Consider the following 21,644-nt stretch of genomic DNA (forward strand, 5'->3'; position numbering starts at 1 on the left):
TCTTTTGCCCGGCGTCACATCCGCGCGCGGACCGCGGGCCACCGCACCGATCCGGCGGACCGGGGTTATTCTGGCGCTGGAAAGGATTCGACATGGACATCAGCCTGGCGGCGGGCAAGGGTACGCTCACCCTCGACCGGAGCGGCATTCTGCGTCTGAGCTGGGCAAAGGGTTCCTCTGTGGAAGCCGTTGACGCCATGGAATCCGTGCTGGCGGTCGGCAAGGTCAGCGCCGGGCGGATGCTGCCCCTGCTGATCGACATCAGCGACGTCGACGTCAGCGCCGGCGCGCGGAACCACTACCTGGAGAGCCGCTTCGTGTGCGCCGTCGCCCTCGTGGGCGCCACCAATGTGGACCGCGTGGTGGCGGCGTGGATGCGCCGCGGCAATGACTGCCCCCAGCGGTACTTCACCGACCTCAGCGACGCCGAGGCGTGGCTGAACGGGCTCGAACGGCCCTCGGCCTCCGACCCTGAGCCCGCCGTCGCAACCGCCGTCGAACCCACCCCGGCCTAACTCCCGCCGCGGGCGCGAACCGCCGACGAATCCACCCCGGGGCGGCGCCCGGACATCCCGCCCAATCCGGCGCGCCGCTGCAGCCCACGGCACCCCGCGGCACGCCGAAAAAGTCATCTTCCGTGCAATCGGTTGGCGGACCCTACCGGGAAGTAGGGTTGTGCCGTTATTCGTGTTGAAGCATAGGAGCTGAAGTGAAGTCGTTTGCATGTGGTGACGTGGTCCCGGGCTGTGAAGCACGCTGGGTCTGCAGCACTGAAGATGAAATCCTGGTCCAGGTCGGTGCGCACGCCGCATCCGTCCACGGCCTGACCGAACTGCCGCACGAGCTGGTCTCGTCGGTGCAGAAGTCCATCCGCCCGGTCAGTTGAGTCACGGGGCGGGCAGGTCGGGCCCGGAAACCGGCACGGCAACGCCGCCGGACTGGGACGCCCTGCTCGCCGCCGCCTGCCGCGGCGAGGGCCTGGCGGCGGCGTATCAGCCGATCGTGGACACCTCCCGCGGGAGCGTCGTCGGGTACGAGGCCCTCGCGCGGTTCCCCGGCTACACAGAGAAGAACCCCGAGGTCTGGTTTGCCGCGGCGCGGACCCACGGCAAGGCCGCCGAACTGGAAGCCGCCGCACTGCGCATGGCCCTCCGGGCGAGGGCGGCACTGCCGGCCAACTGCTTCCTGACGGTCAATATCTCCCCGGAGCTGCTGACCTCCGAATGCATCCGTTCCGTCTGGCGGGACGAGGGGCAGCTGGGCGGCCTTATTGTTGAGCTCACCGAGCAGACCCCGATTGACTCCTACGTCGGCCTCGAGCCCGACCTGAACCAGCTGCGCTCGGCCGGCGCCCTGATCGCCGTCGACGACGCCGGTGCGGGGTACGCGGGCCTGCGCCACCTGCTGGCGCTGCGGCCCTCGATGATCAAGATCGACCGCGAGCTGATCCAGGACGTCGACCGGGACGAGGCGAAGCGGGCGCTGATCGAGATGATGGGCGCCTTCGCCAGCCGCGTCGACGCCTGGATCCTGGCCGAGGGCGTGGAGCGGTCCGAGGAACTTGATGCCCTGGTGGCCCTGGGCGTTCCCCTGGTGCAGGGCTACTACCTTGCCCGGCCCGGGCCGCCCTGGGCCGGAATCGAGCTTGACGTCGCGCACCGGCTGGCCAGCTCGCGCACGGTGGCGGACAAGACTGTTATCCGGGACATCGTGGAGGCGGCTCCGGCCGTCCCGACTGTCGCCGCGGCAGCGGATGCCTTCGGAGCCAATCCGACCCTGGAGGATGTGGTCCTCCTCGGGGAGAACCTGCGGCCCGTAGCAATCCTGGATCCCGGGGCGGCGGCCATGGGCGTGGTCAGCCAGGGCATCCGAGTCAATCTGGACACCCCGCTGGACCAGGCCCTGGCGCGGTCCATGACCCGGCCCAGGGAGCAGCGCTACGAGGCCCTCCTCGTCACGGACAACGCGGGCCGGTTCGCCGGGGTCGCCCGGATGGAGCGCATGATCCTGGCCCTGGCCGCACCCGGGGCAGATGCGGTGGAAGGATAGGGGCATGCCCCTTCCCGAATCCCTGGCGGCCGACCTGCCCCACGGCGTCGTCATGCGCGTCGTCCGGGAGGACGACGCCGGTGAGCTCGCCGACGCCTACCGCCGCAACAGCGCTCACCTCGCGCCCTGGGAGCCGGTCCGCGGCGAGGAGTTCCTCACCGAAGCCGGCCAGCTCGCGAACACCCGCGGCAAACTGGGGATGTTTGAGGCCGGAACCGGCGTGCCCTGGATCCTGCTCTCCGGACGCCGGGTGGTCGGCGGAATGACCCTGAGCGGCATCGTGCGGGGCCCGTTCCTCAGCGCCAACCTGGGCTACTGGGTGGACCAGGACCTGAACGGCCGCGGGATCTGTTCGGCCGCCGTCGCCCACGTCCTCGAAGCCTCATCCACCACCCTGGGACTGCACCGGATCCAGGCGGCCACCCTGCTCCACAACGACGCCTCGCAGAAAGTGCTGCGGCGCACCGGCTTCGAGGAGATCGGCGTCGCCCCGCAGTACCTGAACATCGCCGGGCGCTGGCAGGACCACTTGCTGTTCCAGCGGCTGCTGTACTAGCGGCGTCCGCACGGGAAACAGCGGCGGGCTGGCGGCTGGAGTGCCCGCCGGGCGGCCGCCGCGGTAGCGTGTGGCCCATGAGCATTCTGCTGGTGGGCGGCGGTCCCGACACGGTCACCACCTCCGCCATCTTTGACCGGTTCGCCGACGAGCTGCGGCGCCGCGCCGGGGGAACCCGGCCGCCGCGGGTGGCCGTGGCGCTGTTCGATCGGGAAGGCAGCTGGGACTACTTTCTCCCGGCCTACGAGACACCGCTCCGGGACCGTGCGGAATGCCGGATCATCCCCGTCCCGGTACGGACCGGCGAACGCCCGGAGCCGGCGGTCTTCGCCGACGTCGACGGCATCGTCGTGGGCGGCGGCCCGACGCCGGAGTACCTGCGCGGACTGTTTGACTCTGCGGGGGCCATCCGTGCGGCGGTGGCAGACGGCGTGCCTTATCTGGGATTTTCGGCAGGCGCCATGATCGTCCCGCAGCGGGCCCTCATCGGCGGGTACCGCCTCCACGGCGTCGACGTCTGCGAGGAAGAATGCTCCGAGGGCCTCGAAGAGCTCGAGATCCGCGACGGGCTGGGCCTGGTGCCCTTCGCCGTCGACGTCCATGCCGCGCAGGCGGGCACCCTGAGCCGCGCCGTGGCCGTCGTCACCGGGGGACTCGCGGAGCGGGTGATGGCGATCGATGAAAACACCGCACTGGTGCTACGGCACCAGGACCTCGAGGACCTGCAGGTCCTTGGGGCCGGACACTGCTGGTCCATCCGCCGTTCCGGCACCAAGGCAACGGTGGCGGTGCTGACGGCCGGCTAGGCGCGCGCTCCGCCGCGCGGCGTCATCATTGGCACCATAGTTACTCACGGGTAACATGGCTGGCATGCACCTGCTGCTCCGCACCCTCTTCCTCCTGATGAACGCGTCCCGGCGCCCGAAGCTGGGCATCTGGGAAGCCGCGAGCCTGCCGCTCCGGGTCTTGCCCACGGACATCGACATCGCGATGCATGTCAACAACGGCATGTACTTCTCGCTCATGGACCTTGGGCGGTTCGACCTGATGGCGCGCAGCGGCACCTGGAAGGCCATGCGGCGGCGCGGCTGGACCCCCGTGGTGGCCGGCGAGACCATCGCATTCCGCCGCTCGCTGCAGCTCTGGCAGCAGTACACCATCGAGACCAAGGTGATCGGCCTGGATTCCAAGGCCATCTACTTCGAGCAGCGGATGGTGGTCGACGGCGAAATCTACGCCCGCGCGCACATCGCCACCCGGCTGGTCAGCAAGGGCAAGCCGGTCAGCCAGGAGGACATCCTGCGCGAATTCGGTGAGCCGCCCGCCGGCCTCGAGCTGCCCGAATGGCTGCACTCCTGGCGCGAAACCAACGCGCTCCCGGGTGCCCGCCGCCCGGCGCCGCACCTCTGGGGCTGACCGGTCAAACGCACCTCCGCGCCCGCCGGGGGAGTCGTCCAGGCATGCGCGCACGGCCGCCGGCCGGATGAGCCAAGAGCGAAACACCGGCGACTTTCCGGCCCGTCTCGCGTACCGTTGAGAAATGGCAACCGTAGACATTACAGGTGAACAGTTCGCAGCGACCGTCGAGGACAACGATATTGTCCTGGTAGATTTCTGGGCCGAATGGTGCGGCCCGTGCAAGCAGTTCGGCCCCACCTACGCCGCCGTTTCGGAGAAGCACCCCGACGTGGTGTTCTCCAAGGTGGACACCGAGGCCGAGCAGCAGCTGGCCGCCGAGGCCGGCATCACCTCGATCCCCACCCTGATGGCGTTCCGCGAGAAGGTCCTGGTCTTCTCGCAGCCCGGCGCCCTGAACGCCCAGCAGCTGGAACAGGTGGTGGACGCCGTCAAGGCACTCGACATGGAGGAAGTCCACGCCCACGTGGCCCGCTCGCAGGCCGAAGCTGCCACCAAGCAGGACGGCACGCAGATCCCCGACGCCTAGGCCCCACAGCCGGCGTCACAACCAACGCGGGGCCGCCCCAGGCCCATCCTCTCAAGGATGGCGAGCCTGGAGCGGCCCCGCGTTGCGTCGTTTAGGGGCGGTGGGCTGCCCCGCCGGATGGGCTAGACGCGCTCCACCTTCACCGGTTCGGCCAGCAGGGCGCTCATGGACTCGTTCAGGTCCTGGAGGGCGCTGCCCTTCGCGTGGCGGTCAAGGTCCTCCTGGCTGGCCCACTGTTCGGTCAGGACCAGCCGCTCCTTCGTGGCCTCGGTCAGTTCGTAGCGCAGGCAGCCGGGTTCGTTGACCACCTCGTCGATCGCAATCTCGAGGGCAAGTTTCACGCGGAAGAATTCGCCGTCGTTGGGGATGAAAGTGGCTCGCAGATCAATGGGTTCGCTCATGTCCTCCAGCCTAGCTGGCGTCCCCGCGCGACGCCCCGGGCGACCGAAAGATTTCCTAGGACATCCACGCTTTCCTCTTCTTTTGCCGGCGGCGTGTTGGTAGCGTCACATCATGCTTGCGTACACCGCCGGGGACACTGACGTCCCGCTGATCGATGAAACCATTGGCGCGAACTTTGAGCGGATCGCCGCCCGGTTCCCCTACCATGACGCCCTGATCGAGGCCGCCGCCGCCCCGGGCGGTGAAGCCCGGCGCTGGAGCTACGCCAAAATGAACGACGACGTCGACCGGCTGGCCCGCGCGCTGCTCGCCCTCGGCGTCGACAAGGGGGAGCGGGTAGGCATTTGGAGCCCGAACTGCGCCGAGTGGACCCTGATGCAGTACGCCACCGCCAAAATCGGCGCCGTCCTGGTTAACGTCAACCCCGCCTACCGCAGCCACGAACTCGAGTTCGTGGTAAAGCAGAACGGCATGCGGATGCTGGTCACTGCGCCGTCGGACAAGAACAGCGACTACACCGCCATGGCACGGCAGGCCCTGGCGGAATGCCCGGAGCTGAAGGAACTCGTGTTCCTGCCCGCCGGCCAGCCCGGGCTCACCGGGGCGGAACCGGAAAACGACGCCGAGCAGAGCTACGCCGAGCTGCTCCGGCGCGCCGACGACGTTCCCTATGCCGCGCTCAAGGACCGGATGGCGGGACTGGACGCGCATGACGCCATCAACCTGCAGTACACCTCCGGCACCACGGGTTTCCCCAAGGGCGCCACGCTGACCCACTACAACCTGCTCAACAACGGCTACTCGATCGGTGAGCTGCTGGACTACACCGAACACGACAGGGTGGTCCTGCCGGTGCCGTTCTACCACTGCTTCGGGATGGTGATCGGCAACCTGGCGGCGCTCAGCCACGGCGCGGCCACCATCATCCCCGGCCGCGGCTTCTCCCCGGCCGCCGCCCTGGAAGCGGTCCAGGACTTCGGCGGCACCTCGCTTTACGGTGTCCCCACGATGTTCATCGCGGAGCTCGCGCTGCCGGACTTCGACTCCTACGACCTCTCCACCCTCCGCACCGGGGTGATGGCCGGTTCCCTGTGCCCCATCGAGGTGATGAACCGGGTGATCGCGGAGATGAACATGCGCGACGTGGCCATCTGCTACGGCATGACCGAGACCTCGCCGGTGTCCACCATGACCCGCAGCGTGGACACCATGGAGCAGCGGACCCAGACCGTGGGCCGGACCATGCCGCAGCTGGAGAGCCGCATCATCGATCCCGTCACCGGCGAGGTGCTGCAGCGCGGCGAGATCGGCGAACTGTGCACCCGCGGCTACTCGGTGATGCGGGGGTACTGGAACCAGCCGGAGAAGACCGCCGAGGCGATCGACGCGGAGGGCTGGATGCACACCGGCGACCTGGCCCGAATGGATGAGGACGGGTACATCGTGGTGGAGGGCCGGATCAAGGACATGGTGATCCGCGGCGGCGAGAACATCTACCCGCGCGAGATCGAGGAGTTCCTCTACACCCACCCGGACATCCAGGACGTGCAGGTGATCGGCGTTCCCGACGCCACCTATGGGGAGGAACTGATGGCCTGCGTGATCCTCAAGCCGGAGGCCGGCCCGATGGACGCCGAATCCCTGGCCGGCTTCTGCCGCGGCAAGCTGGCGCACTACAAGATCCCCCGGTACGTGGAGGTCCGCGACAGTTTCCCGATGACCGTGTCCGGCAAGATCCGGAAGGTCGACATGCGGCAGGAGGCCGTGGCCCGCCTGGGCCTCTGACCGGGGTCCCGGCCCGCTGGGACCTAGTGGTGCCGGTGGTCCTGGATGGTCATCCGCGCGCCGAAGACGGGTTTCCGGAACCCGCTGAGCCCGATCATCCGGACCACCCGCTGGCGGTGCCCGGCCCAGGGCGCCAGCAGCCGGATCATCCCGGCGTCGTCGGTGCGCCGGCCGGTGAGGGCCGCGCCCACGTAGGCGGCGAGGTGGTAGTCGCCCACCGCGATCGAATCGGGACAGCCGTGGGTCCGCTGCACCACCTCGGCCGCGGTCCAGATCCCGACCCCCGGGAGGGTCTGCAGTTTGGTGGCGGCCTCGGCCGAGGGCAGCCCGGCCAGCCGTTCGAGGGCCGCGGCGGAGCGGAGGACGCGCATGGCCGTGTCCGAGCGCTGCGGTCCGACGCCCGCCTTGTGCCACTCCCACGACGGAATGGCGAGCCACTGCCGGGGCGTGGGCTGGACCATCAGGGTGGCCGGGGCCACGGTGCCCGCACCCGGCGCCGGTGTCCCGAAGCGGTAGACCAGGTAGCGGTAGCCGCGGCGGGCCTCGATCACGGTGACCTTTTGTTCCATGATGGTCGGGACCAGGGCGTCGACCATGCGACCGGTGGCGGGCAGCCGGACGGCACGGTTCCGGTGGCGGGCGTCCCGGACCATGCGGGGGAGCGTGGCGTGGAAGGACGGCTCGTCAAAGTCCGTCCAGTCGTCGTCGCCGCCCAGCAGCCGGGGAACGGCAGCGACGGCCTCCTCCGCGCCGGGACCCCAGGCCCGGGCATCGACCACAGGATCCGACGCCGGTCCCTGGGACACCAGGCGCAGGCTGGCCGGACCGGCCGCAGTGGTAAAGGCCAGCCACACGCCGTCGGCAGCGACCTTGACGGCCGGATCTCCGTGGCCACGGCGCAGCGGGCTGATGGTCTGCAGCAGGTCGAACGGGCCGCCCGGACGCCAGCGCAGCGAGGCATCCGCGGACGCGGACGCGCCGGCGGACAGTTCTGCGGTGGTCATGCTTCCATGTTCCCACGGAGCTCCGACGCCGAGTCGAACGGCCCTGACCGGCGGCGTGATCCCGGCCCTACAATCCCCCCAGGAGAAGCGGGTCCGGGCCGAAGGCGCGGACCCCGAAGGGACAGGAGCGGCTCATGGGCGGCGGCGTGGTGCACTTTGAACTTCCCGCGGACGACGAGGACCGGGCCCGCGGGTTCTACAAGGCGGTGTTTGGCTGGACCTTTCAGGTGATGCCGGAAATGGAATACAGCCTGGCGTTGACCACACCCATGGACGAGCACGGGCGGCCGGCCGTGACGGGGTCCATCAACGGCGGGATCTTCCGCCGCGGCGAGCTGCGCGCGCCCGTGGTCACCATCGACGTCGAGGACATCGACGCCGCCCTCCGCGACGTCGCCGCCCGCGGCGGCGCCGTCCTGCGCGACAAGATGGAGGTACCGGGCTCCGGCTGGAACGCCTACTTCACGGACACCGAGGGAAACGTGGTGGGACTGTGGCAGAACGCAGCCCCCGCCGGGGATGCCGCCGGCGGCTAGGGCAGCGTTTCCTACCAGGAGAGGGTCAGTGCATCCCGCTGGTCAGCCACAGCGCCACGACCGCCAGCGGCAGCGTGAGGACGACGGCGGCGAGGCCGGCCAGGGCGAAGCCGCCCCAGCGGATCTCCACGTTCAGGGCCCGCAGCCGCTCGTGCCAGAGCAAGGTGGCCAGGGAGGCCCACGGGGTCACCAGCGGACCCAGGTTCACGCCGATCAGTAGGGCCGCCAGCCGCACGGGCGAGCCGCCCACCGGCTCGAGCGCCAGGTAGGCGGGGAGGTTGTTGACCACGTTGGCCGCCCCCGCGCCGAGGCCCGCCAACTGCAACAGCGCCGGCAGGTTGTCCCCGGACCCGGCGATTCCCGCCAGGGCACGGGTCAGGCCGTTGGAGTGCAGGGTTTCCACCACCATGAACAGTCCGACCGTGAGCACCAGCGGGCGCCACGGCACCATGGACCAGCGCAGCGAGGACCGGCGGCGCCAGAGGAACAGCACCAGCAGCGCCGCGGCCGCGATGCCAGCCGGAATGTAGACCGGCAGGCCGGAGACCAGCGCCGGCAGCAGGAGAATCATGACGCCCGATGACGCGTAGAGCAGCACCTTGTCCCGGACCCCGTGCGGGGCCTGGCGGCCGTACCCGCCACGCAGGTCCTTGCGGAACGCCAGCCACAGCAGCACCAGCGGCAGCAGGATGCCCACCAGTGAGGGAGCCCACACCAGGCCCGCGAAGGCGGCGGGGCTCAGGCCCAGCCGGGACTGGGCCAGCAGGTTGGTCAGGTTCGAGACCGGGAGCAGCAGCGAGGCCGTGTTGGCCAGCCAGATGGTCGTCAAGGCGAACGGCAGGGGAGGGATGCGCGCGTGCACCGCCAGCAGGACGACGACGGGCGTGACCAGCACCGCCGTCGTATCCAGCGACAGGAAGATGGTGGACACCGTGGACAGGCCGATCACGAGCAGCCACAGCAGCAGGACCCTTCCCCGTCCCCACGCCGCCAGCCGGTCCGTCACAGCCCGGAAGAGGCCGGCATCGTCCACCAGTTCGGTCACCAATGACATGGCCACCACGAACGCCAGCACGGGCACGGTGCGGTCGGCCAGTTCGCCGAACGCCGGCAGCGGCAGCAGGCCCACCGCCAGCGCCAGGACAACGGCCAGCAGCATGCCGCCGGGAACCGCGTAGCTGCGCAGCGCAGGCAGCCAGGAATTTCGCTTCACCGGCTAATCCTCGCACCCGTGCGGGCCCCGCATGGCACGGGAGCGGCCCGGCGGCGCGAAGACGGTAACTTGGTAGTCATGAAGTACGCGCCGTCCGTCCTGGACCTCATTGGCAACACGCCCCTCGTCAAGCTCAACCACGTCACCGAAGGCATCGCCGCCACGGTCCTGGTGAAGGTGGAATACCTGAACCCCGGCGGGTCCATCAAGGACCGCATCGCGGCGAAGATGATCGACGAGGCCGAGCGCAGCGGCAAACTCAAGCCCGGCGGCACCATCGTGGAACCGACCTCCGGCAACACCGGCGTCGGCCTGGCCCTGGTGGCCCAGCAGAAGGGCTACCGCTGCATCTTCGTCGTCCCCGACAAGGTCGGCGAGGACAAGCGCTCCGTGCTGCAGGCCTACGGCGCCGAGGTGGTCGTCACCCCCACCGCCGTCGCCCCGGACAGCCCGCACAGCTACTACGGCGTCTCGGACCGGCTGGTCCGGGAAATCCCCGGCGCCTACAAGCCGGACCAGTTCTCCAACCCCGCCGCCCCCGGCAGCCACTACGAGACCACCGGCCCCGAAATCTGGCGGGACACCGACGGGCGGATCACCCACTGCGTCATCGGCGCGGGCACCGGCGGCACCATCACCGGCACCGGCCGCTACCTCAAGGAAGTCTCCGCGGACCGCCCCGAGGCCGACGGCGGCGTCGTGAAGATCATCGGCGCCGACCCCGCCGGCTCGGTCTACTCCGGCGGCACCGGCCGGCCTTACTTCGTCGAAGGCGTCGGCGAGGACATGTGGCCCGGCAACTACGACAAGGGCGTCCCGGACGAGGTCATCGCCGTCACCGACGCCGACTCCTTCGCCATGACCCGCCGCCTGGCCCGCGAGGAGGGCCTCCTGGTGGGCGGTTCCTCCGGCATGGCCGTGGTCGCCGCGCTGCGGGCCGCCAAGGACCTGCCGGCCGACGCCGTGGTGGTGGTCATCCTGCCCGACTCCGGCCGCGGTTACCTGGCCAAGATCTTCAACGACCAGTGGATGCGCTCCTACGGCTTCCTCGCCAGCGGCGACGAGGCCTCCGTGGAAGAGGTGCTCAAGGCCAAGACCGGGGAACTGCCCGACCTGGTGCACATCCACCCGAACGAGTCCGTCCGCGACGTCATCAACATCATGAACGAGTACGGCGTCTCGCACATCCCGGTCCTCTCGCAGGAACCGCCGGTGGTGATGGGCGAGGTCCTCGGCTCCGTCGACGAACGCACGCTGACCGCCAAGCTGTTCCGCGGCGAGGCGGCCCTCACGGACAAGATCTCCGAACACATGGAGCCCCGCCTGCCCGTGATCGGTTCGCTCGAATCGATCTCGACCGCCCGCGAACTCCTCTCCGACGCGGACACCCTGATGGTGACCTTCGTCGGCGCGCCGGTGGGCATCCTCACCCGCCACGACCTCCTCGCCTACCTCAGCAACTGACACCTCCAAGGAGTCCCATGTCCTCGTCTGACAGCACCCCCGCAGGCTTCAACACCCGCGCCGTCCACGCCGGCCAGGCCTTCGAGCCGCGCACCGGCGCCGTGGTCCCGCCGTTGCACTTCTCCTCCACCTATGCACAGGACGGCATCGGCGGACTCCGCTCCGGCTACGAGTACGGCCGCGGCGGCAACCCCACCCGCGACGCGCTGCAGGAGCAGCTCGCCGCGCTCGAGGGCGGATCGCACGCCTACTCCTTCGGCTCCGGCCTGGCCGCCGAGGACTCGATGATCCGCGCCCTGACCCGGCCCGGGGACCACATCGTCCTCGGCAACGACGCCTACGGCGGAACCTACCGGCTGATCAGCCGTGTCCTCGGCGAGTGGGGGATCGGCAACACCCCGGTGGACATGTCCGACCTGGACGCCGTCACCGCCGCGGTCGCCGCGAACCAGACCCGGCTGGTCTGGGTGGAGACCCCGTCCAACCCGATGATGAAGATCACCGACATCGCCGCGCTCGCCACGGTGGCGCACGACGCCGGGGCCCTCCTGGTCGTGGACAACACCTTCGCGTCCCCGTACCTGCAGAACCCGCTGGCGCTGGGCGCCGACGTCGTCGTCCACTCCACCACCAAGTACATTGGCGGCCACTCCGACGTCGTCGGCGGCGCGATCGTGGTCAACGACCCGGAGCTGGCCGAGAAGATCGGCTTCGTGCAGTTCGCCGTGGGCGCCGTGTCCGGCCCGATGGACGCCTTCCTCACGACCCGCGGGCTAAAGACCCTCGGCGTGCGGATGGACCGGCACAGCGACAACGCCCAGGCCGTGGCCGAATGGCTGCTGCAGCGCCCTGAGGTGGAGGCCGTGCTCTACCCGGGCCTGCCCTCGCACCCCGGCCACGAACTGGCGAAGAAGCAGATGAAGAAGTTCGGTGGCATGGTCTCCGTCCAGTTCAAGGGCGGCGAGAAGGCGGCCCGGACGGTGGCGGAATCCACGTCCGTGTTCACGCTGGCCGAATCCCTCGGCGGCATCGAGTCGCTGATGAACTACCCCTCGGAAATGACGCACGCCTCCGTCAAGGGCACCGAGCTGGCCGTCCCGGAGAACCTGCTCCGGCTCTCCTGCGGCATCGAGGACGTGGAGGACCTGATCGCGGACCTCGAGCAGGCCTTCTCCCGGCTCCAGCCGGGCAGCTAACGCCGGTGTCCGCTCTCTCCACGCGGGCCCGCACCCCGCTGCGCGGCTGGCTCGCGACGGCGGCCGGTGCGGCCGCCGTCGTCGTCGCTCTGGTGGTCCTCTACACGGCGTACGAGCCGCTCATGAACGACTTCGAGGTCTACTTCTACGGCGGCAACCGCGTGCTGCAGACCGGCGAGACCGGGGTGAACGAACTCTACGCACCCCGGGAAGGGCTGCCGTTCACCTACCCGCCGTTCGCGGCCCTGGTCTTCGCCGCGATGGCCCTGCTGGGGTCCGCCGGCGGCAGCACGGTCTTCACTGCGACGGCTCTGCTGGGCGCCCTCGTGGTCTCCGCCTGGCTGACCCGGCACTACTTCGGACTGGGCCGGTGGCGGGACGCGGCCGCTGACTGGCGGTTTCGCTCCGTGACCCTGGCCGGGACCGCCGCGGTGCTGCTGCTGGGGCCCTGGCGGGACACCTTCGACTTCGGCCAGATCAACATCATCCTGATGGGCCTGATCCTGGCCGACTTCGCCCTGTACGGAAAGTCCCGCGCGGGGGAGCTGCGCTGGCCCGCGGGGCTGCTGATCGGCATTGCAGCCGGCATCAAGCTGACCCCGCTGGCGTTCGGGCTGTACTTCCTGGTCCGCCGGGACTTCAAGGCCCTGGCCTGGATGGCGGCCGGCTTCTTCGGCTCGATTGCCCTGGCCTGGGCGCTGCTGCCCGCCGCCTCGGTCACCTTCTGGACCAAGATCCTCCCGGACACCGGCCGGATCGGCGGGCCGGGCTACGTGGACAACCTCTCGGTCAAGGGCCTGCTGCTGCACCTGGGCCTGCCGGACGCCACCTCCACCACCCTGCTCTGGCTGGTGCTGTCGCTGGCGCTGGCCGCCGTGGCCGCGCTGGTCATCCGCTGGGCGCTGGCCGCCGACGAGAACTTCGTGGCCGTCTCCGCAACCGCCGTGCTGATGCTGTTGGTCAGCCCCGTCTCTTGGTCCCACCACTGGGTCTGGATGGCCGTCGCGCTGCCCTGCCTGGGCTTCGCCATCCACCGGGTGCCCTCCCGGAACGGCAGGATGCGGGTCGCCGGGTGGGTCATCCTGGCCGCCACCGCCGCGGCGTTCTACCTGACGCCCAAGTACCTTGCGGTCCTGGCCGGGGCGCACGAGTGGGGCAAGGGACCTCACACCCAGTGGCAGCTCACGCTCGCCAGCCTGGGCGTGCTGTGCGGGATCGCGATGCTTGCCTACTGGGCGCTGGCGTACCGGCCGTCCCGCGCCGCCCTCCGCTCCCGGAACTAGTCCCTCACACACTCTGGCTTTCTTGAAAGAAGTCAGCTAGCCTGCCGGTATGGCACTGAGATCCGACTGGTCCGAACGCACCTGCAGCATGGCCCGTGGCTTGGACATCCTGGGCGACCCCTGGGGCGTCCTGGTCCTCCGCGAGATCTTCTTTGGCAACGGCCGGTTCGATGCGATCAAGGACCGGCTGGGCGCCTCCGACTCGGTGCTGACCCGGCGGCTCACGGCGCTCGTCGAGGCCGGGCTGCTCACCCGGCGCCCTTACGAAGACGGCGGCCGGAGCCGGGAGGAATACGTGCTCACCGCCAAGGGCCAGGACGCGCTGCCGGTGCTCAACGCCGTCGTCATCTGGGCCGAAAAGCACCTGCCGGCCCCCACCCCGGAGGCCCACATGTTCGTGGTCCACACCGGCTGCGGGCAGCGGACCAGCTCCGCCGACACCTGCACCGGCTGCGGCGAGCGCCTGACCGCCGGCAACACCAGCTGGCACAGCCTCACCCGGACGGACCAGCCCGTCCCGCTGGCCACCGCCCCCGCCCCGCGGAACGGAGCCGCGGCATGAGCGCCCGTCCCGCCGGTTCCCCCAACGTCGCCGCGTCGACCCGGCCACCGTTCGGCCACCGGCGCCGCATCCACCCCGCATGGACGGTGGCGGCCGTCGCGTTCCTGGCCCTCGTGGGCGCCGCAGGATTCAGGGCCGCTCCCGGCGTGCTGATGGTCCCGCTGCAGCAGGAATTCGGCTGGTCCACCACGGTCCTCTCCGCCGCGGTCAGCATCAACCTGGTCCTGTTCGGCCTCACCGCCCCCTTCGCCGCGGCCCTGATGGAGCGCTTCGGCATCCGGTCCGTGACCGCCGTCGCCCTGGCGCTGATCGGCGCCGGCAGCGCCCTCACCGTCCTGGTGAACCAGTCCTGGCAGATCCTCCTCACGTGGGGGCTGCTGATCGGGCTGGGCACCGGCTCCATGGCGCTGGTCTTCGCGGCCACCATCGCCAACACCTGGTTCGCCACCAGGCGCGGCCTGGTGACCGGCATCCTCACCGCCGGGAGCGCGGCCGGGCAGCTGGTCTTCCTGCCCTTCATCGCGGCGCTGGCCCAGCACCCCGGCTGGCGGCAGGCCTCCCTGCTGATCGCCGCCGGAGCCCTGGCCGTGGTCCCGCTGGTGCTGAAATTCCTGAAGAACTCCCCGGCCGACGCCGGCGTCCTGCCCTACGGTGCCGACGCCCCGGAGCCGACTGACGCCGGGGCGGGTTCCGCCGGCGCGGCACCCGCCCCGGCGGGGCACGCCGACGGGCAGCACGCGAAGGAGCCGGCAGCAGAGGCCGCCCCGCGCGTCAACGCCGCCGTCCGGGCCCTCCGGGTGCTTCGCCGGGCCAGCAGGGTCCGCACCTTCTGGGCACTCGTGGCAGGCTTCGCCATCTGCGGCGCCACCACCAACGGGCTCATCGGCACCCACTTCATCCCCTCCGCGCACGACCACGGCATGCCGGAGACCACAGCGGCCGGGCTCCTGGCCGTCGTCGGGATCTTCGACATCGTCGGCACCATCGCCTCCGGCTGGCTCACGGACCGCTTCAACCCGCGGGTGCTGCTCGCCGTGTACTACCAGTTCCGCGGCATCGGCCTGCTGGTTCTCCCGCTTCTCCTCGGCGCCGAGGTCCAGCCCAGCATGATCGTCTTCGTCGTCATCTACGGCCTCGACTGGGTGGCCACCGTCCCGCCCACCGCGGCGATCTGCCGTCAGGTGTTCGGCGCCGACGGCGGCGTCGTCTTCGGCTGGGTATTCGCCGCCCACCAGCTCGGCGCAGCAGCGGCCGCGCTGGCCGCCGGCGCCGTCCGGGACGCCACCGGCCAGTACACCTACGCCTGGTTCGCCGCGGCCGCCATGTGCACCATCGCCGCGGTCATCAGCGCCACCATCCGCAAGGACGCCGGGCGGGACGCCAAGGTCGCGGTGCCGGCCTGAGCTCTCGGTAGGATGAACGGCGGGGACGGGCACAGATGCCACCGGCGCGCTGTGCCCCAGTCCCGCTGCAGCATCTATTGGGGGATCCACACATGCCACTGCTCGACGCCGACTATCCGCACGCCCCGCCGACCGCACCCCGGGAGACGCCGCCCAGGGTTCCGGGCCGCCACCGACGCCTCGGCGTTGCCTTCGCCGCCGCCCTGCTTCCGCTGGGCCTGGCCGCCGTCGCCCTCGCGGTGTGGCACTGGTTGACCGTCTGGGGTGAGCAGGGGCTCGACTTCAGCGTTTACTGGTACGGCGGGAAGATCCTGAACGATGCGGGCCCGGCGGCGTCGGAGCTCTATCGGGGTAATGTCGACTGGGCCGGAGGACCGGGCCTGCCGTTTACCTACCCGCCCTTCGCCGCCCTCCTCTTCAGCCTGCTGGCCCTGCTGCCCGAGAAGCTCGCCCTGAACCTGTTCAACACCGCCGGCGTCCTTGCAGCGCTCTGGGTCGCGGTCCGGGCGCTCCGCTACTGGACAGCCAAAGCCGACTGGCGGGCCGTCTTCCGGTCCCTGAGCAACCAATGGGCCGCGGCCGTGCTGGTCCTGGCCGTGCTCAACCTCGGCCCTTGGCGCGAGACCCTGGCCTTCGGGCAAATCAACATCCTGCTGATGGGCCTGATGGCGGCGGACCTGCTGGCACGGAACCCCCGCCGGGCCCACGTTGTCCCCGGCAGCGGGTTCCTGGTGGGGGTGGCCGCGGGCATCAAGCTGACGCCGCTGGTCTTCGGGCTCTACTTCCTGGTTCGCAAGGACTGGCGCGGCCTGCTGAACATGGCCGCGGGATTCCTCACCACCGTCCTGCTCGGAGCGCTGCTGCGCCCGGCCGAGTCCGTGGAGTTCTGGTTCCGGATCCTGCCGGACACCTCGCGGATCGGCGGGGCGGGCTACGTGGACAACCTCTCGCTCAAGGGCGCCCTGTTGCACTTTGGAGTTCCCGAGGACGCCGTGACCGTGCCCTGGCTGGTGCTGAGCCTGCTCGTGGTGGCGCTGGCGGCCGGCATCATCAAGTCCGCGAGCGAACAGGGAGCCCGGGTGGTGGCCATCTCCACGACCGCCCTCACCATGCTTTTGATCAGCCCCGTCTCCTGGTCCCACCACTGGGTATGGGTCGCCGTCGTCCTGCCTGCCTTCGCCTGGACCCTGCGTGAAACGCCGGACCTCTACCAGGGGACGCGCTGGCTGATGGGCGCGGTGCTGGGCGTCTCCGTCCTGGTGTTCTGCTTCTCGCCGAAGACGATCGGCACGGCCCTCGGCGCGCAAAACCTCGACGTCCAGACGCCGGGGCTCTGGATCATGGCCTCAAGCGCCGGGGTCTTCTGCGCCGTCGCCCTGCTGCTGTGCTGGCGGCTGGCCTTGAGGCGCGGGTCGCTGGCCCACGCGTTCGACGTGCACCCCGCGCCAACGCAGGTCCGCGCACCGGCGCCCGCGCGGGCCGCGCTAGGCTGAAGCGCATGACGCCGACTCCCGCTGCCCCAGACCCCGCCCCGGTACAGCGCAGGACGGCGTTGGTGACCGGCGTCGGACGGCTCGCGGGCCTCGGCGCCGGCATCGCGCGGCGGCTGGCCGCCGACGGCTGGGACCTGGTGCTCACCTACTGGCAGGACTACGACGCCCGGATGCCCTGGGGCGTCCAGCCGGACGACGTCGAGCGCCTCACCGCCGAACTGCAGGCCACCGGGGCGGCGGTGGTGACGGTGCCCGCCGACTTCGAGGATCCGCAGGCCGTCGACGTGCTGATGGCCACGGTCGCGGAGGAGGCCGGCACCCTGCACGGACTTGTGCTCAGCCACGCGGAATCCGTGGACTCCGGCATCCTGGATACGTCGCTGGCCAGCTTTGAGCGGCACTTCGCCGTCAACACCCGCGCCAGCTGGCAGCTGATCGCGGCGTTTGCCCGCCAGGCTCCGGCCGAGGGCGGCGCGATCGTGGCGCTTACCAGCGACCACACCGCCTTCAACCTGCCCTATGGAGCGTCCAAGGGCGCCTTGGACCGGATCGTGATAGCCGCGGCGCGGGAGTTGGGACCGCAGGGAATCAGCGCCAACGCGCTCAACCCCGGCCCGGTGGACACAGGGTGGATGGATGCGCAGCTGCGCCAGGACCTGGCCGGGCGGCAGCCCGGCGGACGGCTCGGCACCCCCGCGGACGTTGCCGGGACGGTGGCGTTCCTGCTCTCGCCCGAGGGCCGCTGGATCTCCGGCCAGCTGGTCAAGGCCGACGGCGGTTTCTCCGCCTGACGCCCCGGAGCCCGGCCCGAACCGCTAGCGGAAGGCCGGGAGACCGGTGATGTGCTGGCCCAGCACCAGGGTGTGCACCTCGTCGGTGCCCTCGTAGGTGCGCACCGATTCGAGGTTGGCCGCGTGCCGCAGCGGTGAGTAGTCCAGGGTGATGCCGTTGCCGCCCAGGATGGTCCGGGCCTCCCGGGCGATCGCGATGGCTTCCCGGACGTTGTTGAGCTTGCCGAGGGAAATCTGTTCGGGCCGCAGCTGCCCGGCGTCCTTGAGCCTGCCCAGCTGCAGGGCCAGCAGCGTCCCCTTCTGGATCTCCAGCAGCATGTTCACCAGCTTCTCCTGCGTCAGCTGGTAGCCGGCCAGCGGTTAGCCGAACTGCAGGCGCTCGTGCGCGTAGCGGAGCGCGGCCTCGTAGGAGTCCCGGGCCGCGCCCATGGCACCCCAGGCGATCCCGTAGCGGGCCTCGTTCAGGCAGCTGAACGGTCCGCGCAGTCCGCGGGCGGCCGGGAGCAGAGCCTCGGGGCCCAGCCGGACGCCGTCGAAGGTGATGTCGCACTGGATCGAGGCGCGCATCGAGAGTTTCTGCCGGATCGGCGCGGCCGTGACCCCGGGGGTGCCGGCGGGGACCAGGAAGCCGCGCACGCCGTCGTCGGTCATGGCCCAGACCACCATGATGTCCGCCACGGACGCCAGCCCGATCCAGCGCTTGGCGCCGTCCAGGATCCAGCCGGCGTCCTCGCCGCTGCCGTCCCGGCGGGCGAAGGTCTGCATGGCGGCGGGGTCCGAGCCGGCGGTGGGTTCGGTCAGGGCGAAGCAGCCGATCGCCTCGCCCGCGGCCATGCGCGGCAGCCACTGCTGCTTCTGGTCCTCGGAGCCCCACAGGTGGATGGCGGTCATGGCCAGCGAACCCTGAACCGAGACGAAGGTGCGGATGCCGGAGTCCCCGGCCTCCAGTTCCATCGCGGCCAGGCCGTATTCGACGGCGGAGCGCCCCGGGCAGCCGTAGCCCTCCAGCTGCATGCCGAGCACGCCCAGCTCGCCGAGCTCGGGGGCCAGCTCCAGCGGGAACACGCCCTCGTCGAACCACTCGGCGATGCCGGGGCGGATCCGTTGCCGGGTGAAGTCGCGGACCTTCTCCCGGACGGCCAGCTCCTCGGAGCTGAGCAGGGAATCGATGGCGAGGACGTCGGAGACGTCGGACACTTCAGCGGGTCGGCTCATGCGGCCATCCTACGGCCGGGCGCGGTCGACCGCGGGCTCCGTCCGCGCGGGCCGGACGAAATAGTCCCGGGTGGCGGGGGCGAAGCGGCAGACGGCGGCGAGGACCACGCCCAGTGCCAGCAGTACCACCCCGCTGACGAAGGCCCCGCCGACGCCGAGGATGGTGGTGTTGCCGTAGCCCGGGTCCCACATCTGCACCGCGGAGACCACGAACGCCGCCGTCAGCGCCACGGCCCCGACGGCGGGCAGGATGCCGCGGAACCACAGGTTCCGGGCCGAGGCGAGCAGGGTCCCGCGGAAGTACCAAACGCAGGCGAACCCGGTGAGGGCGTAGTAGAAGGCGATGAAGAGGCTGATCGAGCTGATCGAATCGGCCAGCAGGTTCTGGCTCAGGACGCTCATCAGCACGTAGTAGCCCACCGCCGCGGCGCCCATCACCTGGGTGGAGAACCCGGGGGTCTGGTTGCGCGGGTGCACGTGGGCGAACCGCCGGGGGAGAGCGCCGTGCACGCCCATCGACAGTGTGCCGCGGGCCGTCGGGAGGATGGTGGTCTGGGTCGAGGACAGCACCGAGGCCAGGACGGCGACGACGATCAGCCAGCCCCAGGGGCCGAGCACGGTGTCCTTCATCGCCAGGAAGACGTCGCTGCGGTTGGCCTCGTTGCCCAGGCCGATCCCGTCCGTTCCCACCGAGGCATACATCATCACCAGCAGCGCCACCGAGACATAGATCGCCACCAGGATCACCGCGGAGAGCACCGCGCCGCGGCCGGGCGTGGTGGCCGGGTGCTCGGTCTCCTCGTTGACCGCCAGGCAGGTGTCCCAGCCCCAGTAGATGAACAGGGCCAGCAGCACCCCGTGCACCGCGGCGCCCGGATCGGTGACCAGCGCCGCCGGGTTGAACCAGGCCGGGTCGAACGGCTGGCCCGAGGCTGCGGGGCTGCCGGCGGCGATCTGGACGATCAGGGCGACGGCGAAGATGCCGAGGGACACGTACTGGACGTAGGTCAGGGTGCGCTGGACGTGCTCGCCCAGCCTGATCCCGCGGTAATTCACCAGGGTCATGAACACGATGAAGACGACGCCGGTGGCGGTCACCACCAGCGGGTTGCCGGCAACGGACCCGTCGCCGATCAGCAGCCAGAGGTACTGCCCGGCGACCTGGGCGAGGTTGGCCAGCACCACGATCCCGGCCAGCGCCACGCCCCAGCCGCCCAGCCAGCCGGCCCACGGGCCGAAGGCGCTGCGGGCCCAGGTGAAGGTGGTGCCGCAGTCGGGCATGGCGCTGTTGAGCTCGCGGAAGGCGTACGCGATGAAGAGGACCGGAACGAAGCCAAGCAGCAGGATCAGCGGCGTCGCATTCCCGTTCACGGCCACGATCAGGCCCAGCGTGGCGGCGAGGGAGTACACCGGGGCCGTGGAGGCCAGGCCCAGCATGACGGAGTCGCCCAGGTCCAGGATGCCGGCGCGCAGGCCCTTGGCCGGGACGGCGTCCGCGGCTCCGGGCGCCGCTGTGGAGGGGATGGTCATAGCGCGATACCTGCCTTGGCTGAATTCTGGTTGCGGCCTGCCGGGGGAGCGGGGGACGGGGCGTCGATGGTGTTGGGGACGAAGCGGCAGAAGTAGTCGGTGACCGGGCCGTCGGATTCGCGGATGCCGCAGCCGACCGATTCGCCGTCGACCACCCACAGCCCCAGCACCGGCCGGTTGCCGTCGAAGTCCGGCAGGGCATGGAACTGCTGGTAGCACCAGCCCTCCCGGCCGTAGTCCCCGGGCTGTTCCAGGCTGAGGCCGTCGGCGTGGATCCGGATGTTGTCCCCCTCCCGGCCGTGCAGCGGTTTGGCGACCCACTCCCGCAGCGGGCCCGGGCCGTCCAGGTAGGCCGGCAGCAGGTTGGGGTGGTCCGGGTACAGGTGCCACAGCGCGGCAAGGAGGGCCTTGTTGGAGAGCAGCATCTTCCACGCCGGTTCCACCCAGCGGGGATTGGAGGCCCGCTGGAAGAGCCGCTGGCCGAATGGTTCCTTGATCATCAGCTCCCAGGGGTAGAGCTTGAACATGGTGCTGATCAGGTAGTTGTCCAGGTCCACGAACCGGTTGAGGTTGGGGTCCCAGCCGATGTCGGACATGTTGATCCCGATGGTGCTCCAGCCGGCCTGCTCGGCGACGTCACGCATGTACGCGGCGGTCATCCAGTCCTCGCCGGATTCCTCCTCCTCGGCGTGGGCCACGTGCAGGGTGCTCATCCCGGTCCGGTACTGCAGCTTGCGCCATTGCCGGATCAGGGCCTCGTGGATGCCGTTCCACTGGTCCTTTTCCGGGTGGACGTCCTGCAGCCAGAACCATTGGGCGACGGCCGCCTCGATGAGGCCGGTGGGGGTGTCCGCGTTGTACTCCAGCATCTTCGCCGGCCCCCCGCGCCCGTCGTAGACAAAGTCGAAGCGGCCGTAGATATCCACGTCGCCGGCCTGGAGCGATTCGGCCGCCAGCTCCAGTGCCTGCGGGCCGATGCCGATCCCGCCCATCGCCCCGGTGGCCAGGAACTTTGCCGCCTCCAGGCACATGAGGTGCATCTGTTCGGCGGTCGCCTCCAGCGTCTCCACCTCGTCCATGGTGAATTCGTAGTAGGCGTCCTCGTTCCAGTACTCGAGGGTTTTCCCGTCGGGAAGCTCGGTGGTGGAGAACACCAGCCCCTGGGATTCGATCCGCGCCTTCCAGTCCGGGCGCGGTGTGGAGTGCAGCCGTTTCAT

Annotated in this window: 21 protein-coding genes and 1 pseudogene; 16 read left to right on the forward strand and 6 right to left on the reverse strand. The window is 70.2% G+C overall.

The window, feature by feature from the left end; genetic code table 11:
* Nucleotides 1–92 precede the first annotated feature (92 nt).
* The 7 genes from ABC337_RS11545 to trxA all read left to right on the forward strand — a co-directional run bounded on the left by ABC337_RS11545 (nucleotide 93) and on the right by trxA (nucleotide 4,550).
* A complete protein-coding gene (locus tag ABC337_RS11545; RefSeq protein ID WP_412883828.1) occupies nucleotides 93–515 on the forward strand; it encodes a DUF7793 family protein in 423 nt (140 codons plus the stop codon).
* Nucleotides 516–709: 194 nt separating this feature from the next.
* Nucleotides 710–886: a DUF1059 domain-containing protein gene (locus tag ABC337_RS11550; protein WP_290256012.1), complete on the forward strand. Its 177-nt coding sequence runs from the start codon at nucleotides 710–712 to the stop codon at nucleotides 884–886.
* Nucleotides 883–2,049: an EAL domain-containing protein gene (locus tag ABC337_RS11555; RefSeq protein WP_412883827.1), complete on the forward strand. Its 1,167-nt coding sequence runs from the start codon at nucleotides 883–885 to the stop codon at nucleotides 2,047–2,049. The genes ABC337_RS11550 and ABC337_RS11555 overlap by 4 nt, the downstream gene beginning before the upstream one ends.
* 4 nt (nucleotides 2,050–2,053) lie before the next feature.
* On the forward strand, nucleotides 2,054–2,605 hold the full coding sequence (locus tag ABC337_RS11560) for a GNAT family N-acetyltransferase (RefSeq protein WP_412883826.1): 552 nt from the start codon (nucleotides 2,054–2,056) through the stop codon (nucleotides 2,603–2,605).
* Nucleotides 2,606–2,682: 77 nt separating this feature from the next.
* A complete protein-coding gene (locus ABC337_RS11565; protein WP_412883825.1) occupies nucleotides 2,683–3,411 on the forward strand; it encodes a Type 1 glutamine amidotransferase-like domain-containing protein in 729 nt (242 codons plus the stop codon).
* 64 nt (nucleotides 3,412–3,475) lie between these two features.
* On the forward strand, nucleotides 3,476–4,021 hold the full coding sequence (locus ABC337_RS11570) for an acyl-CoA thioesterase (RefSeq protein WP_412883824.1): 546 nt from the start codon (nucleotides 3,476–3,478) through the stop codon (nucleotides 4,019–4,021).
* Nucleotides 4,022–4,145: 124 nt separating this feature from the next.
* Nucleotides 4,146–4,550, forward strand: a complete 405-nt coding sequence (gene trxA / locus ABC337_RS11575) for a thioredoxin (protein WP_290256008.1) — start codon at nucleotides 4,146–4,148, stop codon at nucleotides 4,548–4,550.
* A gap of 122 nt (nucleotides 4,551–4,672) precedes the next feature.
* Here the strand turns inward: trxA and ABC337_RS11580 are convergent, their stop codons facing one another.
* A complete protein-coding gene (locus ABC337_RS11580) occupies nucleotides 4,673–4,951 on the reverse strand; it encodes a putative quinol monooxygenase (protein WP_412883823.1) in 279 nt (92 codons plus the stop codon).
* A gap of 112 nt (nucleotides 4,952–5,063) precedes the next feature.
* On the opposite strand from ABC337_RS11580, the gene ABC337_RS11585 reads away from it, so the two are divergent.
* Nucleotides 5,064–6,737, forward strand: a complete 1,674-nt coding sequence (locus ABC337_RS11585) for an AMP-binding protein (RefSeq protein ID WP_412883822.1) — start codon at nucleotides 5,064–5,066, stop codon at nucleotides 6,735–6,737.
* Between the two features lie 23 nt (nucleotides 6,738–6,760).
* Here the strand turns inward: ABC337_RS11585 and ABC337_RS11590 are convergent, their stop codons facing one another.
* Complete coding sequence (locus ABC337_RS11590; protein WP_412883821.1) at nucleotides 6,761–7,741, reverse strand: DNA-3-methyladenine glycosylase family protein; 981 nt, start codon at nucleotides 7,739–7,741, stop codon at nucleotides 6,761–6,763.
* A 134-nt stretch (nucleotides 7,742–7,875) separates the two neighbouring features.
* Between ABC337_RS11590 and ABC337_RS11595 the strand changes: the two genes are divergently transcribed.
* Nucleotides 7,876–8,277, forward strand: coding sequence for a VOC family protein (locus ABC337_RS11595; RefSeq protein ID WP_412883820.1), 402 nt, complete (start codon nucleotides 7,876–7,878; stop codon nucleotides 8,275–8,277).
* Between the two features lie 25 nt (nucleotides 8,278–8,302).
* On the opposite strand, the gene ABC337_RS11600 is transcribed toward ABC337_RS11595, so the two are convergent.
* The gene (locus ABC337_RS11600; RefSeq protein WP_412884940.1) at nucleotides 8,303–9,436 is read right to left on the reverse strand and encodes an ArsB/NhaD family transporter; all 1,134 of its coding nucleotides are present in this window, start codon (nucleotides 9,434–9,436) and stop codon (nucleotides 8,303–8,305) included.
* 132 nt (nucleotides 9,437–9,568) lie between these two features.
* Here ABC337_RS11600 and ABC337_RS11605 point away from each other — a divergent pair, with 132 nt between their 5' ends.
* From ABC337_RS11605 to ABC337_RS11635, 7 genes are all read left to right on the forward strand, one after another.
* Complete coding sequence (locus ABC337_RS11605) at nucleotides 9,569–10,954, forward strand: cystathionine beta-synthase (protein ID WP_412883819.1); 1,386 nt, start codon at nucleotides 9,569–9,571, stop codon at nucleotides 10,952–10,954.
* A 17-nt stretch (nucleotides 10,955–10,971) separates the two neighbouring features.
* Nucleotides 10,972–12,150 carry a cystathionine gamma-synthase gene (locus tag ABC337_RS11610; RefSeq protein WP_412883818.1) on the forward strand — a complete coding sequence of 393 codons (1,179 nt, stop codon included), beginning with the start codon at nucleotides 10,972–10,974 and terminating at the stop codon, nucleotides 12,148–12,150.
* Between the two features lie 5 nt (nucleotides 12,151–12,155).
* The gene (locus tag ABC337_RS11615) at nucleotides 12,156–13,433 is read left to right on the forward strand and encodes a glycosyltransferase 87 family protein (RefSeq protein ID WP_412883817.1); all 1,278 of its coding nucleotides are present in this window, start codon (nucleotides 12,156–12,158) and stop codon (nucleotides 13,431–13,433) included.
* Between the two features lie 49 nt (nucleotides 13,434–13,482).
* Complete coding sequence (locus tag ABC337_RS11620; RefSeq protein ID WP_412883816.1) at nucleotides 13,483–13,995, forward strand: winged helix-turn-helix transcriptional regulator; 513 nt, start codon at nucleotides 13,483–13,485, stop codon at nucleotides 13,993–13,995.
* The gene (locus ABC337_RS11625) at nucleotides 13,992–15,398 is read left to right on the forward strand and encodes an MFS transporter (protein WP_412883815.1); all 1,407 of its coding nucleotides are present in this window, start codon (nucleotides 13,992–13,994) and stop codon (nucleotides 15,396–15,398) included. Before ABC337_RS11620 ends, ABC337_RS11625 begins: the two co-directional genes overlap by 4 nt.
* A gap of 92 nt (nucleotides 15,399–15,490) precedes the next feature.
* Nucleotides 15,491–16,891, forward strand: coding sequence for a glycosyltransferase 87 family protein (locus ABC337_RS11630; protein ID WP_412883814.1), 1,401 nt, complete (start codon nucleotides 15,491–15,493; stop codon nucleotides 16,889–16,891).
* Between the two features lie 5 nt (nucleotides 16,892–16,896).
* Nucleotides 16,897–17,682 carry an SDR family oxidoreductase gene (locus ABC337_RS11635; protein WP_412883813.1) on the forward strand — a complete coding sequence of 262 codons (786 nt, stop codon included), beginning with the start codon at nucleotides 16,897–16,899 and terminating at the stop codon, nucleotides 17,680–17,682.
* 24 nt (nucleotides 17,683–17,706) lie between these two features.
* On the opposite strand, the pseudogene ABC337_RS11640 reads toward ABC337_RS11635, so the two are convergent.
* The 3 genes and pseudogenes from ABC337_RS11640 to ABC337_RS11650 form a co-directional block, all read right to left on the reverse strand.
* Nucleotides 17,707–18,897, reverse strand: a pseudogene (locus ABC337_RS11640) (acyl-CoA dehydrogenase family protein).
* A gap of 9 nt (nucleotides 18,898–18,906) precedes the next feature.
* Entirely contained in the window at nucleotides 18,907–20,427 is a 1,521-nt protein-coding gene (locus tag ABC337_RS11645) for an APC family permease (protein ID WP_412883812.1), read from the reverse strand.
* Nucleotides 20,424–21,644, reverse strand: a complete 1,221-nt coding sequence (locus ABC337_RS11650; RefSeq protein WP_412883811.1) for a glutathionylspermidine synthase family protein — start codon at nucleotides 21,642–21,644, stop codon at nucleotides 20,424–20,426. Before ABC337_RS11650 ends, ABC337_RS11645 begins: the two co-directional genes overlap by 4 nt.

Origin of the sequence: Arthrobacter phoenicis (assembly GCF_047238215.1) — a bacterium.
In the GTDB taxonomy this organism is placed as follows: Bacteria; Actinomycetota; Actinomycetes; order Actinomycetales; family Micrococcaceae; genus Arthrobacter.

What these genes read in the sequence shown, in the direction of transcription:
- ABC337_RS11585 (WP_412883822.1), top strand. Translation starts at nt 5,064, where the DNA reads ATGCTTGCGTACACCGCCGGGGACACTGACGTCCCGCTGATCGATGAA.
- ABC337_RS11580 (WP_412883823.1), bottom strand. Translation starts at nt 4,951, where the DNA reads ATGAGCGAACCCATTGATCTGCGAGCCACTTTCATCCCCAACGACGGC.
- ABC337_RS11565 (WP_412883825.1), top strand. Translation starts at nt 2,683, where the DNA reads ATGAGCATTCTGCTGGTGGGCGGCGGTCCCGACACGGTCACCACCTCC.
- ABC337_RS11590 (WP_412883821.1), bottom strand. Translation starts at nt 7,741, where the DNA reads ATGACCACCGCAGAACTGTCCGCCGGCGCGTCCGCGTCCGCGGATGCC.
- ABC337_RS11600 (WP_412884940.1), bottom strand. Translation starts at nt 9,436, where the DNA reads ATGCTGCTGGCCGTTGTCCTGGCGCTGGCGGTGGGCCTGCTGCCGCTG.
- ABC337_RS11630 (WP_412883814.1), top strand. Translation starts at nt 15,491, where the DNA reads ATGCCACTGCTCGACGCCGACTATCCGCACGCCCCGCCGACCGCACCC.
- ABC337_RS11625 (WP_412883815.1), top strand. Translation starts at nt 13,992, where the DNA reads ATGAGCGCCCGTCCCGCCGGTTCCCCCAACGTCGCCGCGTCGACCCGG.
- ABC337_RS11605 (WP_412883819.1), top strand. Translation starts at nt 9,569, where the DNA reads ATGAAGTACGCGCCGTCCGTCCTGGACCTCATTGGCAACACGCCCCTC.
- ABC337_RS11620 (WP_412883816.1), top strand. Translation starts at nt 13,483, where the DNA reads ATGGCACTGAGATCCGACTGGTCCGAACGCACCTGCAGCATGGCCCGT.
- ABC337_RS11650 (WP_412883811.1), bottom strand. Translation starts at nt 21,644, where the DNA reads ATGAAACGGCTGCACTCCACACCGCGCCCGGACTGGAAGGCGCGGATC.
- ABC337_RS11595 (WP_412883820.1), top strand. Translation starts at nt 7,876, where the DNA reads ATGGGCGGCGGCGTGGTGCACTTTGAACTTCCCGCGGACGACGAGGAC.
- ABC337_RS11560 (WP_412883826.1), top strand. Translation starts at nt 2,054, where the DNA reads ATGCCCCTTCCCGAATCCCTGGCGGCCGACCTGCCCCACGGCGTCGTC.
- ABC337_RS11610 (WP_412883818.1), top strand. Translation starts at nt 10,972, where the DNA reads ATGTCCTCGTCTGACAGCACCCCCGCAGGCTTCAACACCCGCGCCGTC.
- trxA (WP_290256008.1), top strand. Translation starts at nt 4,146, where the DNA reads ATGGCAACCGTAGACATTACAGGTGAACAGTTCGCAGCGACCGTCGAG.
- ABC337_RS11635 (WP_412883813.1), top strand. Translation starts at nt 16,897, where the DNA reads ATGACGCCGACTCCCGCTGCCCCAGACCCCGCCCCGGTACAGCGCAGG.
- ABC337_RS11545 (WP_412883828.1), top strand. Translation starts at nt 93, where the DNA reads ATGGACATCAGCCTGGCGGCGGGCAAGGGTACGCTCACCCTCGACCGG.
- ABC337_RS11645 (WP_412883812.1), bottom strand. Translation starts at nt 20,427, where the DNA reads ATGACCATCCCCTCCACAGCGGCGCCCGGAGCCGCGGACGCCGTCCCG.
- ABC337_RS11570 (WP_412883824.1), top strand. Translation starts at nt 3,476, where the DNA reads ATGCACCTGCTGCTCCGCACCCTCTTCCTCCTGATGAACGCGTCCCGG.